The organism is Thioalkalivibrio sp. ALJ21 (genome assembly GCF_000378605.1).
Lineage (GTDB): Bacteria > Pseudomonadota > Gammaproteobacteria > Ectothiorhodospirales > Ectothiorhodospiraceae > Thioalkalivibrio.
In genome coordinates this window covers 1,155,255-1,169,024 of the sequence record NZ_KB905155.1, presented here as the reverse complement: position 1 = coordinate 1,169,024, position 13,770 = coordinate 1,155,255, and the positions used below count along the sequence as shown (strand labels likewise).

Below are 13,770 nucleotides of genomic sequence, written 5' to 3'. Positions count from 1 at the left end.
GTCATGAGCGAAGCACCGAAGGATCTGAAGTACACCAAGAGCCACGAGTGGGTGCGCCAGGAGGCCGACGGCAGCGTGACCATCGGCATTACCGATCACGCGCAGGAACTGCTGGGCGATCTCGTGTTCGTGGAGGCCCCGGAGGCGGGTGCCTCGGTCGAGGCCGGTTCCGCCTGCGCGACGGTCGAGTCGGTCAAGGCCGCCTCGGATGTGTATGCCCCGCTGTCCGGCGAGGTGACCGAGGCCAACGAAGAACTGGCCGACAGCCCCGAGAAGGTCAACGAGTCCCCGTTTGACGAGGGCTGGCTGTTCAAGATGAAGCCCTCCGACGCGAGCCAGCTCGACGCCCTGATGGACGCCGACGCCTACGCCGCGCACGTCGAGGCCGAATCCTGATTCGACGTTCCCGGTGGGGCGGTTCCTGACGGAGCCGGCCCGGTTGGAGCGAGAAGGCGCCCCGGGCATCCGGCCCGGGGCCCGATCCGAACTTCGCAGTAGCGAAAGCGAGTACGACATGCCCTTTATCCCGCATACCGAAGAAGACATCCGCGCGATGCTCGACCGCATCGGCGCCGATTCCATCGAGGATCTGTTCGACGAGATCCCGAAAGAGCTGCGCGCGCCGGCGCTCGAAAAGGTCCCCGAGGGCCTGAACGAGATGGCGATCTCGCGCCTGATGCAGGAGCGTGCGGCGCGGGACGGCATGGCGTCCAATTTCATCGGCGCCGGGGCCTACGAGCACCATATCCCGGCGGCCGTGTGGCAGATCGCCACGCGTGGCGAGTTCTACAGCGCCTACACGCCGTACCAGGCGGAGGCCAGCCAGGGCACGCTGCAGCTGATCTACGAATACCAGACGATGATCAGCCGTCTGACCGGCATGGAGGCCTCCAACGCCTCGCTGTATGACGGCGCCTCCGCGCTGGCCGAGGCCGTGCTGATGGCCGTGCGCGTGAACCGCCGCTCGAAGAGCAAGAAGGTGCTGGTCCCGGGCGCGCTGCACCCGGACTATCGCCGAGTGATCCACACCCTGATCGGCAACCAGGGCATCGAGCTGGTCGAGATCCCGTTCGACGAGACCTCCGGCCAGACGCCGCTCGAGGCACTGGCGCCGTTCGCGGACGACGACGTGACTGCGATGATCATCACCCAGCCGAACTTCTTCGGCATCCTGGAAGATGTCGATGCACTCACCGGCTGGGCCGAGCAGCGCGAGATCCCGGTGATCGCCGTGGTCAACCCGGTCTCGCTGGCGCTGCTGAAGCCGCCGGGCGAGTGGGGCGAGAACGGCGTCGATATCGTGGTGGGCGAGGGCCAGCCGCTGGGTGCCCCGCTGTCCTCCGGCGGGCCGTACTTCGGCTTCATGACCACGCGCAAGAAGCATATCCGGCAGATGCCGGGGCGCATCGTCGGCCGCGCCGAGGATGCCGATGGCAAGCCGGGCTACGTGCTGACGCTGCAGGCTCGCGAACAGCACATCCGCCGCTCCAAGGCGACCTCGAACATCTGCACCAACCAGGGCCTGGTGGTCACCGCCGCGACCATCCACATGTCCATGCTGGGTGACGAGGGCCTGACCCGCGTGGCCGAGGCCTGCTACGCCAACACCCACGCCCTGGTGGAGAAGCTCGCGGCCAAGGGCATCAAGCCGCGCTTTACCGGCGAGTACTTCCACGAAGTCGCGCTGGACTTCGGCGGGGACGCCGCGAGTCGCGTGCAGGCGATGGCCGACGCCGGCGTGTTGGCCGGTTACCAGCTCGGCCGCGACTACGCCCAGCTCGACGGCTGCGTACTGGCCTGCGCGACCGAGACCAAGACGGATGCCGATCTGGAGCAGTATGTGACGACCTGCGAGCAGGCGAAGGCCGCCTGACGCGGGCCGCACCCGACGCGCCATACACCACAAGCCTGAGGAGGCACGCCATGGCCGAAGTCAAACTGAAGGGTAATCCGATCCATACCAACGGCGATCTGCCGCACGTCGGTTCGCCGGCCCCGGATTTCAAGCTGACGACCAAAGATCTCGAGGACGTCTCGCTCGCCCACTTTGGCGACAAGCGCAAGCTGATCTCGATCGTCCCGAGCCTGGACACCCCGGTCTGTGCCGAGTCCACCAAAAAGTTCGAGGATATGGTCAAGCAGCGCCCGGATCTCGAGATCCTGGTGGTGTCCGCCGACCTGCCGTTCGCGATGGGCCGCTTCTGTGCCGCCGAGAACCTCGAGCGCGTGACCGTGCTGTCGATGATGCGCGATCGCAACTTCGCCAAGGACTACGGCGTGCTGATCCAGGACGGTCCGCTGGAGGGCATCACCGCCCGCGGTGTCGTGCTGCTGGATACCGACAATCTGGTGATGCACGCGGAGCTGGTCTCCGAGATCGGCGAGGAGCCGGACTACGACGCCATCTTCAAGGCCCTGGACGACCGGGCCGATCTGAGCCCGACGCAATAAACGACGGGCTGCAGGCGCCGGGCCCGGGTGACCAGGCCCCGGCGCCTTCCACGAATTCCTGAAGCGAGAAACCGCTATGAACACCACGGAAAACCATCTGATCTTCGAACGTTCGCGTGCCGGTCGCTCGGCCGTGGCCCAGGCGCCGCGCGCGCATGCCACGACCGCCATCCCCGCGAACCTGCAGCGCAAATCGGCCCCTGGCCTGCCTGCGGCCTCGGAGCTGGATGTGGTGCGTCACTACACGCGGTTGTCGCAAAAGAACTTCTCCATCGATACCGAGTTCTACCCGCTGGGCTCGTGCACGATGAAGTACAACCCGCGCGCCTGTAACAGCCTGGCCATGCTGCCCGGCTTCCTGAACCGGCACCCACATGCCCCGGCCAGCCACAGCCAGGGCTTCCTGCACACCATGTTCGAGCTGCAGGAGATGCTGAAGGACGTGACCGGCATGAAGGCCGTGTCGCTGGCGCCGATGGCCGGTGCGCAGGGCGAGTACACCGGGGTGGCGATGATCCGCGCCTATCACGATGCGCGCGGCGACAGCGAACGCCGCGAGATCATCGTCCCGGACGCCGCGCACGGCACCAATCCGGCCACCGCAATCATGTGCGGCTACGAGGTACGCGAGATCCCCACCGACGCAAGCGGCGACGTGAACCTCGAGGCGCTGAAGGAGGCCGTTGGGCCGCAGACCGCCGGGATCATGCTGACCAACCCGTCCACCGTGGGCGTGTTCGAGCGTCGTATCTCCGAGATCGCGAAGATCGTGCACGACGCCGGCGGCCTGCTGTACTACGACGGCGCCAACCTGAACGCGATCCTCGGCAAGGTGCGCCCGGGCGACATGGGGTTCGACGTGATCCACATGAACCTGCACAAGACCTTCTCCACGCCGCATGGCGGGGGCGGTCCGGGTTCCGGTGCGGTCGGTGTCGGCGAGCGCCTGCTGCCGTACCTGCCGGTGCCGCACGTGATCGAGAACGGCGAGGGTGGCTACCGTTTTGCCACCGAGACGGACTATCCCGAGACCATCGGCCGCCTGTCCGCGTTTGCCGGCAACGCCGGGGTGCTGCTGCGCGCCTATGTCTACATGCGCATGCTGGGGCGCGAGGGCATGCAGCGCGTGTCCGAGTTCGCCACACTGAACGCCAACTACCTGGCGCGCGAACTGGAGAGCGCCGGGTTCGACCTGGCTTATCCCGAGCGCCGTGCGACCCACGAGTTCATCGTTACGCTGAAGAAGCAGGCGAAGGAACTGGGCTTGACTGCGGGGGACGTCGCCAAGCGCCTGCTGGACCACGGCTACCATGCGCCGACGACCTACTTCCCGTTGCTGGTGCCGGAGTGCCTGCTGGTCGAGCCGACCGAGACCGAGTCGAAAGAGACGCTGGACGGCTTCGTCGAGGCGATGGCCGCGATCCTGGAAGAGGCCGGTCGCGACATCGATACCATCAAGGCATCGCCGCACAACCTGCCGAACCGCCGCTTCAACGAGGTGGCAGCGGCCAAGGCGCTGGATGTGGTGTACCAGGAGCCGAGTGCGGAGGAGGGCGAGCCCGCACCGCGCACTGGCACCAGCGGCTAGCTAGCTACGCCACTCGCTGTCGTCTGCTGATCTGTCAACGCCCCTCGGTTCCCGGGGGGCGTTTTTTTGCGCCCTGCAGGTCTCGATATTCGTGTCGGGCGCGAAATAATCCCGATCATTGTGGTAAGTTTTAGACCGATTATTGGAATTCATCACCACGTCCGTGGGTTCTCTCAACAGGGGGGAGGAAAGGCCAGGCAGGCCTTTTCGTGACGGGCAAGGACAAGGAATGACCGAGATTTGTGCGGTCCATGGGTATGCCGCGCTATTCGAACACGCCCCGGTGGGGCTGGCCGAGATGGACACGGAGGGCCGCATCCTGCGCGCCAATCCGCGCCTTGGGGAGATGTTGGCTTGTGACCCCGGGGATCTGGCCGGGGGATGGTTGCGCGAGCGCCTGTCTCCCGAGGATGTCGAGCCCTGTGAGGCGCGGCGCCGTGATCTGCTCGATGGTGGTTGCTCCAACTGCCAGGTAGAGGTGCGCCTGGTGGATGCCACGGGCCTTGCCCGCTGGGTAGAGATCAGCATCAGCCGTATCCCCGCGACTTCCGACGGCCCCGAGGCCCTGCTGGCGGCCTTTGCCGACATCGAGGCGCGCAAGCAGACCGAGCAGCGCATGGATACCCTGCTGCGTGCCAGCCCGGCGGTGATTTACACCATGGCTCCGGACGATCTGGGCACCATGACCTGGCTCAGCCGCAACGCGGTGACCGTGACCGGCTGGACCCCGGAACAGATCAGCTCGACGCCCGACTGGCTGCCTTGCCATATCGCGCCCGATGACTATCGCCGCTGTGCCAGTCAGGTTCGGCGCTGGATGGCCGATGGGGCGCGCGGGTTCTGCCGCCTGAATTATCGCCAGCGCATGCCCAGTGGTCACTGGCAGTGGCTGGAGGACCAGATCACCGCCGTGCGTGACGAGGCGGGCAAGGTTGTCGAACTGGTCGGGGCTTTTCAGGACGTCGGCGCGCGGGTCGAGACCGAACGCCATCTGGAGAAGATCGCCCACAACCTGCCCGGTGTGATCTATCAGTACCGCCAGCATCCCGACGGGCGCGCCTGCTACCCCTACGCCAGCGAGGGCATGACCGATGTGTTCGGTATTGCCCCCGAGGAGGCGATGCGCGATGCCGAGGCCGTTTTCCGGGTGATCCACCCGGAGGATGTCGACCGCATCCGGGCGAGCATCGAGGCATCGATGCGCTCGCTGGAGCCCTGGCTGCAGCGCTATCGTGTGTTGCGCCCCGAACGTGGCGAGATCTGGCTGGAAGGCCATGCGAGTCCGGAGGCCCTGGACGACGGCAGCGTGCTGTGGCACGGCGTGATCCTGGATATCACGCAGCGGGTGCGCGCCGAGCAGGCGCTGCACCGCAGCGAGCAGGAGCTGGCCCTGGCGCAGCGCATCGCCCATGTCGGCAACTGGGTCAGCGATTTTCTGAAGAACGAGATCCGCTGGTCCGACGAGGTCTATCGCATCTTCGGGATGGAGCGATCCCGCTGGGAAGGCACGCACGGGGCCTTCATGCAGGCCGTCCATCCGGAGGACCGCGAGCGTGTCCAGGCCGCGGTGGACCGTGCTCTGGCCGGTCTGGAGCAGTTTGATGTGACGCACCGCATCGTGCGTCCGGACGGCACCGAACGCGTCGTGCGCGAGCGCGGTTCGGTCGAATTCAGCCCCTGTGGCATGCCCGAGCGCATGGTGGGCACGGTGCAGGACATCACCGAGCAACACCACCTGGAACAGGAGCAACGCCTGCTGGCGGCGACGTTCGAGACCAGTCAGGCCATCTTTATCACCGATGTCGCGGGCACCATCCAGCGCGTGAACACAACGTTTACGCAGCTAACGGGATACTCCGAAGAGGAGGCGGTGGGCGCGAACCCGCGCATCCTGAACTCCGGGCGCCAGGACCGCGACTTCTACGAGCAGATGTTCCGCACGGTGCGCGAGACGGGGCACTGGGAGGGCGAGATCTGGAACCGTCGCAAGGATGGCGAGATCTTCCCGCTGCACGAGATCGTTACCGCGATCCGCGATGAGCGGGGCGAGATCGAGTACTACATCGCAATGTTCCACGACATCACGCGGCAAAAAGAACTCGAGGCGGCGCTCGAACACCAGGCCTTTTACGACCCCCTGACCGATGCCGCCAACCGCGGCTATTTCGAAACTTTGCTGGAACAGGAGGCACGCCGCGCGCAGCGTTACGAGCACCCCTGTTCGCTACTGCTGCTCGATATTGATCATTTCAAGCGCATCAATGATACCTTCGGTCATGAAGTGGGCGACGAGGTCCTGCGCTGCTTGGTGCATGCCCTGGAGGGCCGTCTGCGCGAGGCCGACATACTGGGACGCTGGGGCGGGGAGGAATTCGTGGTCCTACTGCCCGGAACGGACGCAAAACGTGGTCAGCATGTGGCCGAACAGCTGCGCGAGCAGGTCACTACCACAACCTTCCCCTGTGTGGGCCTTGTCACGATCAGTCTGGGGGTCGCGGAGTACCGGCCCGGCGAGCCCGTCAAGGACTGGGTGAAGCGTGCCGACGAGGCCATGTATGCGGCCAAGAAGGGCGGGCGCAACCGGGTCGTGCGGCTGAGTGCATAAGGATTCCATCGGGCCCCAGGTCCGGAGCAGGGTAAGCGGAATGGTGAGCACCGAAAGCGCCGACCCCATCCAACTCGAACGCATTGCGGTCGGCCTGGTCCGGCTGGACGCCGTGGGATTTATCCGTACCGTCAATGGTCGCCTGGCGGAATGGCTCGACTGTTCGCCGGATGATCTGCGGGGCATTGCCCTCGCCGACTGCATCGCGCCTGAACAGCGGCCACCGCTGGCGGATGCCTTGCAGCGTTCGGCCGCATCCGAGGTGACCCTGAACGTGGTCATGAGCGCGCCGGATGCACCCGAGGGGGCCTCCCTTTCGTGTTCGTTGACGCTGGTGCCGGATGACGATGGGCGCGTCGTGACCGTTCAGCGCAGGCCCGAGGGCGATTCCGCAGCCCAGGTCTACGAGCAGACCTTTACCGCCAATACCGCACCGAAGCTGCTGATTGACCCGGCGGATGGCCGGATTGTCGATGCCAACCCCGCCGCGGTGAGCTTCTACGGCTATCCAGCCGACACCCTCAAGGGCATGCACATCCAGGACATCAACACGCTGTCGGCGGAAGACGTGCAGGTCGAGATGCAGCGTGCCAGGAGCGAGGAGCGCCGGTATTTCCGGTTCCGCCATCGCATCCAGGGGGGCGAGATTCGGGAGGTCGAGGTGTACTCCGGCCCGGTGGTGCTGGACGGAACCACCTACCTGTATTCGATTGTTCACGACGTCTCCGAGGCCCGGCGCTACGAGCGCGAGTTGGAGTTCTACGGGGGGGTGTTCCGACGCCTGCCGGTGGGGGTCTATCGCAACACGTCCGGGCCTGAAGGCCGCTTTGTCTGGCTCAATCCGGCGATGGTGGCCCTCTTTGAAGCGGAGTCCGAGGCGCAACTGCGAGCAACCCCGGTCCAGGCACTGTATCGCGACCCGGACGCGCGCGAGGCCTTCAGCCGCGATCTGGAGATGCACGGTCGCGTGGTCGGGCGCGAACTCGACCTGCAAACACTGCGTGGTCGGGCCTTTCGGGCGCGCGTGACCGCGTATCGCAGCCACGGCGAGGACGGCGAGCCCGTGTTCGATGGCGTGATCGAGGATGTCACCGAGGTGCGCGCGGCCGAGGCCTTTCAGAATCACCTTCTGGCGAGTCTGGCGGAAGGTGTCTTCGGACTGGACCGTTACGGGCGCTATACCTTTCTCAATCCGGCGGCCTGCCGTTTGCTGGGTTTCGAACGGGAGGCCGAGGCGCTCGGCCGGGACGCACATTCGACCAACCATCACTCACTGATGGACGGGACGGTCTATCCCGTGGAGGCCTGCCCAATCCAGCGGGTCCTCGATGCGGGACAGTCGTGCGAGCCCTGGGACGACTATTTCGTGCGGACCGATGGCTCGCAGTTTCCGGTAAGGGTCTTTGCGGCGCCGACGCTTGATGCAGCCGGTCGGGTCGATGGTGCGGTCGTCTCGTTCCAGGACCAGACGGCCCGGATGGAGCGCGAGGCCCACCTGACCAAGGCGACCGCCCACTTGCCCGGGGCGATCTACCAGTACCGTCTGTACCCGGATGGCCGGCACGCCTTCCCGTTCTTTAGCGACGGGGTGCGACGCGTGTTCGGCTTGAGCCCCGATATGGTTCAGGGGAGTGCGGATGAGGCCTTCGCAAGGGTCCACCCGGACGACATGCCTCGCATCCAGGCCAGCATCGAGGAGTCGGCGCGTTCCATGGAGCCGTGGCAGGTCCGCTTCCGCGTTCGCCACCCGCAGCGCGGGACGATCTGGGTCGAGGGCCGTTCGACGCCCGAGGCACGCCCGGACGGTGGTATCGCCTGGTACGGCATGATGATCGACATCAGCGAGCAGGTGGAGATGGAAGAGGCCCTGCGCGAGCGGGGCCGGGAACTCGCCGAGGCCCAGCGGATCGCCCATGTCGGGAGCTGGTACTGGGATGTGCGCACGGATCGCGCGCGCGGCTCGGACGAGTTCTATCGAATACTGGGTCTGGCTCGCAGTCAGGGCGAGGTCACCGGTGCACGCTTTTTCAGTGTGGTCCACGCTGAAGATCGTTCTGCGGTTCGAGCCACGTTGCAATCCGCCCTGGATACGGGTGACTGCGATTTCCATTTTCGCATCGTGCGGCCGGATGGGGTTGAACGGATCGTGCATGTCCGCGGGGCGCGCGAGGCGGGTCAGGCACAGGCAGGGCTGTGTCTGGTGGGTACCGTGCAGGATGTGACCGAGCGGCGCGCCCTGGAGGACAGCCAGCGCCGTCTGGTCGGGATCCTGGAACATACGCCCGACGTGGTCGCCATGCATGGGCCCGCGGGCGATATGCAGTTCCTGAATGCCGCCGGTCGCCGCCTGTTGGGTCTGCCGCCCATGACGGGCGAACCGTGGACGCCCGAAGACGGCTGGAATACCTGGGGCCTCCCGTCCGAGGCCCGTTCCATCGAGACCGCCGTGCAGCGGTTCCACCCCCCCTGGGCGGCCGAGCGCATCCTGAGCGAGGCCGCCCCGATTGCGATGCGGGACGGTGCCTGGGAAGGCGAGACGGCCATACTGGACGGTGAGGGACGCGAGGTCCCGGTGTCTCAGGTGATCATCGTTCGCCGCGACGATCAGGGCGAGATCCGGCAGGTGTCGACCATCCTGCGCGACCTCTCGCAGCGCAAGGCGGTGGAGGAGGCCCTGCGCGAGAGCGAGGCGCGCTTCCGGCAGCTGGCGGGCAGTGTGAACGAGGTGTTCTGGCTACAGGACGAAGGCGGGATCCTGTACGTAAATCCGGCCTTCGAGCGGATCTGGGGGCAAAGCCGGGATCGCCTCTACCGCGATCCGCGTTCGATGCTGGAGGCCGTGCACCCGGAAGACCGCGATCGCGTGGAGCGTCAGTTCCTGAACGATCCCATGAAGGGGGCTCACGTCGAGGATACCTTCCGCTTGCGCCGACCGGATGGTGCTGAACGCTGGATACATGTACACCGTTACCAGGTGCTGGACGGGGACGGCCGAGTGACCCGAGTGGCCGGGGCTGCGGTGGATATCACCGACCTCAAGCATGTGGAGCTGGAACTGCAGCGCGCCAATGCCGAGCTGAAGCGCCAGGCCTATTACGATCGCCTGACCGGTGTGGCCAACCGCCACTACTTCGAGACGTTGCTCAATCGCGAGCTGGCGCGTGCCGAGCGCTACGGGGCGCCATTTGCCCTGGTGATGTTCGATCTCGATCACTTCAAGCGGGTCAACGACACCTTCGGCCATGCGGTGGGGGATGTCGTGCTGCAGGAGGTCACTCGTGTGATCGGCGAACGTCTGCGCGATGCCGACGTGCTCGGGCGCTGGGGCGGCGAGGAATTCATGGTCCTGCTGCCGGGTACCAAAGAGACAGATGCCACGCGGGTCGCGGAGACCATGCGGGCGCGGGTGGAGGAGCATGACTTTCCGGAGGCGGGTCGCGTCACGATCAGTCTCGGTGTGGCGGCCTTCTGCCCGGGCGAGCCGCGTAGCGGATTGCTGCGCCGGGTCGACGCGGCGCTTTATCGCGCCAAGGGCGAGGGCCGCAACCGTGTGGCGCTGGCCACCCTGCCCGAAACGACTGCATGAACCCAGGGCCGTTAGCCACCTTGTAGGGTGCGTTGAGCGCAGCGAAACGCACCGCTTTGGGTGACCCGGCGGCTTATCCTTTCCCCAGGCAGTCGGCAAAGCCGTCCGCCATGTTCTGCATCAGCTCGAACCAGGCATTCGTCCCGGGCTCAAGCTCGGCACCGACCGGATCCAGCACGCCGAGCCGTGTATCGGTGCCTTCGGCCACGGTCTCGGCCAGGGCCGGACGGAACTGCGGTTCGGTGAACAGGCAGACCACGTCGCCGTCGGCGACACGCTCGCGCAGTTCGCTGATGCGGCGTGGGCCCGGGCTGCGCGAGGGATCGATGCTGATCGAACCGGCGGCGTTCAGTCCGTAGTGCTGCTCGAAGTACTGGTAGGCGTCGTGGAAGACGATGAAGGCCTGGTCGCGTACCGGCTCGAGCTGTTCTGCAAGCCGTCCGTCCAGATCGTCGATGCGTTCGAGCAGGGCGTCGCGGTTGGCCTCCACGGTCTCGGCGCGTTCCGGATCCCATTGCATCAGCTTGTCGGCGAGCTGCTCGGTGATCGCGCGTACCACCGCGGGCGAGAGCCAGATATGGGCATCGTAGTCGCCGTGATGGTGATCATGGTCGTGCCCGTGGGACTCGTCGTGGTGGCCGTGATCATGGTGGTGGTCATGGTTGCTGTGGCCATGATCGTCTTCGGAGTGTCCGTGGTCGTCGTGGCCATGGCCGTTGTGGCCGTGGTCATGGTTGCCGTGGCTGTGATCATCGTCCCTGTGGTCGTGGTGATGCTCCCAGACGCCCCCTTCGCGCGTCGGCTTCAGGTCCAGGTCGAGGTCGTCCATCAGGCTGATGATTTCGCGGCCGCCGGCACGCCGGAGCGGGCGCTCCAGAAAGGTCTCGAGATCCGGGCCGACCCAGACCACCATGTCCGCGTTCTGCAGACGGCGCGCCTCGGACGGGCGCATGGAGTACCCATGAGGCGAAGCCGTGGCGGGGACCAGCAGCTCCACTTCGAAGGCGTCCTCGCCGAGGGCGGCGACGATGCTGTGAATCGGTAGAATAGTCGCGACGATGCGCGGCTTGTCTGCCATGGCCATGCCCGGGAGCAGGAGGCCCAGGATGGCCAGCAGGCTGACCGTCAGCGAAATCCCGAAGGGGTGGCGCGGGCGCGAGTGCATGGCAGGGTCTCCAGGGTGTCGGATCGGAATTAGAGAACGTTATAGTATATCAACATGAACAAGGGAAGCCCCGCCACCATGTCCGCACCGGAATCGGACCACAGCCCGCTGCTGGACGCCCGTGATATCTCCCTGGAGCGTGGGGGCAAGCTGATTCTCGACCGGGTCTCGGTGCAGATCCCGCCGGCCGAGGTGGCGGTGGTGATTGGCCCCAACGGCGCGGGCAAGACTTCGTTGCTTCGTGTATTGCTGGGCCTGTGGCAGCCGACGCGGGGGCAGGTGAAGCGCCGTCGTGGACTGCGCATCGGCTACATGCCACAACGATTGCAGATCGAGCCGGTGCTGCCGCTGTCGGTGCGGCGATTCCTGACGCTGCGCCAGCGCGCGCCAAGGGCCGAGCTGGTGGCCCACCTGGAGCGAGTGGGTGTCCCGCATCTGCTGGACAAGCCGGTGCAGTCCCTGTCCGGGGGCGAGATGCAACGCGTGTTGCTGGCCCGCGCGTTGCTCAACCGGCCCAATCTGCTGGTGCTGGACGAGCCGGCGCAGGGCGTGGATATCGTCGGACAGGGCGAGGTCTTTCGCCTGATCGACGACATCCGGCGCGAGACGGGCTGCGGGGTGCTGATGGTCTCGCATGACCTGCACCTGGTGATGGCGGGTGCCGATGCCGTGATCTGCCTGAACCAGCACGTCTGCTGTACCGGCCGGCCGGAGGAGGTCTCGCGCCACCCGGAGTACCAACGCCTGTTCCCCACCGCCGATGTGCAGGGGATCGGTATCTACAAGCATGACCACAACCATGTCCACGACCTGCACGGCGAGGTGCATGATCTGGACGAAAACGGAACGGGCGGGTCGCACGGCTGTGGCCACGCCCACCATCACGGACAGGGAACGCCGAAACGATGATCGAAGCCTGGCTGGACGACTTCCTGTTCCGCGCGGTGCTGGCAGGGCTGATGGTGGCGGCCGTGGCCGGGCCGCTGGGTGCCTTCGTGGTCTGGCGGCGGATGGCCTATTTCGGCGACACGATCTCGCACTCCGCCCTGCTGGGGGTGGCGCTTGGGTTCCTGCTGGGGATGAATCTCAACCTGATGGTGACCATCGTCTGTGTTGCGATCGCGGTGCTGCTGGTGATCCTCCAGCGCCGTCAGGAGCTCGCCTCGGACACGCTGCTGGGGATCCTTGCGCACAGCGCGTTGTCGCTGGGGATCGTGGCGGTCACCTTTATCGAGGGCCTGCGGGTGGATCTGATGGCCTACCTGTTCGGCGACATCCTCGCAGTGGGTACGAGCGATCTGGTGGCGATTGCGATCGGCGGTGGCATTGCGCTGTTGCTGCTGGTGCTGCTCTGGCGGCCGCTGTTGGCGCTGACCGTGCACGAGGAACTGGCGCGGGTCGAGGGCGTACCGGTGCTGGCCGTGCGCCTGGGGCTGATGCTGCTGATCGCGCTGGTGATCGCGGCCGCGATGCAGGTGGTGGGCGTGTTGCTGATCACGGCGTTGATGATCATCCCGGCCGCGAGCGCCCGGCGTTTCGCGTCGACGCCGGAGCAGATGGCGTTCTTGGCCGGCGTGATCGGCATGCTGGTGGTCATCGCCGGCGTCTGGGGTTCGTTCCAGTACGACACCCCGACCGGGCCGACGATCGTCGTCGCCGCGATGCTGGGCTTTATCCTGGTCCACCTGCTGCCCGCGCGTCTGCTGCCCCAGTTCGGCGGGCGCTGAGCAACGGAGCCGTGTTGCAGGGCCGGCCGCGGTCCGCCGTCAGTCGCGGATGTAGTCCAGCGGCAGCGAGGTGCGATCCACCACGCGGCGCAGCACGAAGCTCGAGTGCACCGAGTCCACTCCTTCCAGCCGGGTGACCCGGCGCAGCAGGAAGTCCTGGTAGGCATCCATGTCCGGGACCACGACCTGCAGCATGTAGTCGGCTGATTGTCCGGTGATCAGATACAGGTGCTGCACCTCGGGATAGCTGGAGATCGCCTCCTCGAAGCGGGCGAAGCGCTCCGGGGTGTGGCGGTCCATGCCGATGTGGATCAGCGCGGTCAGTTCCAGCCCCAGGGCGCGCCGGTCGAGCAGGGCCACGCGCCGGATCAGGATTCCGGCCTGTTCCAGTGCTCGGACCCGCCGCAGGCACGGCGAAGGACTCAGCCCCACGCGATCGGCGAGTGCCTGGTTCGACAGGCTCGCGTCCTCCTGCAGGATCTCCAGGATGTGACGGTCAAAGCGGTCGAGCTTGTGCGGTTGCGGTTCCATGGTGGAATATTGCGCTAGATGGGCTATTAAAAGCAATTAACTGCCACTTATTGCCCGCTTTATGCGAAATAAGCAAGGTTCTGTCCGCGCAGATCCGTTAGGATAATGTGCAAGTGG

At 66.0% G+C, this 13,770-nt stretch carries 10 protein-coding genes; 8 read left to right on the top strand and 2 right to left on the bottom strand.

The genetic code is table 11. From position 1 onward, the window contains the following. Positions 1-3 precede the first annotated feature (3 nt). The 6 genes from gcvH (at position 4) to F579_RS0105425 (ending at position 10,230) form a co-directional block, all read left to right on the top strand. Positions 4-396, top strand: coding sequence for a glycine cleavage system protein GcvH (gcvH, locus tag F579_RS0105450; RefSeq protein ID WP_018137941.1), 393 nt, complete (start codon positions 4-6; stop codon positions 394-396). A 118-nt stretch (positions 397-514) separates the two neighbouring features. Beyond that, complete coding sequence (gene gcvPA, locus F579_RS0105445; protein WP_019025145.1) at positions 515-1,873, top strand: aminomethyl-transferring glycine dehydrogenase subunit GcvPA; 1,359 nt, start codon at positions 515-517, stop codon at positions 1,871-1,873. A 50-nt stretch (positions 1,874-1,923) separates the two neighbouring features. After that, entirely contained in the window at positions 1,924-2,451 is a 528-nt protein-coding gene (gene tpx, locus F579_RS0105440; RefSeq protein WP_012983084.1) for a thiol peroxidase, read from the top strand. 76 nt (positions 2,452-2,527) lie between these two features. Continuing rightward, positions 2,528-4,039 (top strand): aminomethyl-transferring glycine dehydrogenase subunit GcvPB, encoded by a 1,512-nt coding sequence (gene gcvPB / locus F579_RS0105435; protein WP_019025144.1) that lies wholly within the window; start codon positions 2,528-2,530, stop codon positions 4,037-4,039. Positions 4,040-4,268: 229 nt separating this feature from the next. Then, the gene (locus F579_RS0105430) at positions 4,269-6,644 is read left to right on the top strand and encodes a PAS domain S-box protein (RefSeq protein ID WP_019025143.1); all 2,376 of its coding nucleotides are present in this window, start codon (positions 4,269-4,271) and stop codon (positions 6,642-6,644) included. Positions 6,645-6,684: 40 nt separating this feature from the next. Next, positions 6,685-10,230, top strand: a complete 3,546-nt coding sequence (locus F579_RS0105425; RefSeq protein WP_026301115.1) for a PAS domain S-box protein — start codon at positions 6,685-6,687, stop codon at positions 10,228-10,230. A 73-nt stretch (positions 10,231-10,303) separates the two neighbouring features. Here F579_RS0105425 and F579_RS0105420 read toward each other — a convergent pair whose 3' ends face one another. Continuing rightward, positions 10,304-11,395, bottom strand: a complete 1,092-nt coding sequence (locus F579_RS0105420; protein ID WP_019025142.1) for a zinc ABC transporter substrate-binding protein ZnuA — start codon at positions 11,393-11,395, stop codon at positions 10,304-10,306. Between the two features lie 78 nt (positions 11,396-11,473). Here F579_RS0105420 and znuC point away from each other — a divergent pair, with 78 nt between their 5' ends. Further along, complete coding sequence (gene znuC / locus F579_RS0105415) at positions 11,474-12,304, top strand: zinc ABC transporter ATP-binding protein ZnuC (protein WP_019025141.1); 831 nt, start codon at positions 11,474-11,476, stop codon at positions 12,302-12,304. Further along, complete coding sequence (znuB, locus tag F579_RS0105410; protein WP_019025140.1) at positions 12,301-13,122, top strand: zinc ABC transporter permease subunit ZnuB; 822 nt, start codon at positions 12,301-12,303, stop codon at positions 13,120-13,122. The genes znuC and znuB overlap by 4 nt, the downstream gene beginning before the upstream one ends. 39 nt (positions 13,123-13,161) lie before the next feature. Here the strand turns inward: znuB and F579_RS0105405 are convergent, their stop codons facing one another. Continuing rightward, the gene (locus F579_RS0105405) at positions 13,162-13,653 is read right to left on the bottom strand and encodes an Lrp/AsnC family transcriptional regulator (protein WP_018862386.1); all 492 of its coding nucleotides are present in this window, start codon (positions 13,651-13,653) and stop codon (positions 13,162-13,164) included. Positions 13,654-13,770: the final 117 nt, after the last annotated feature.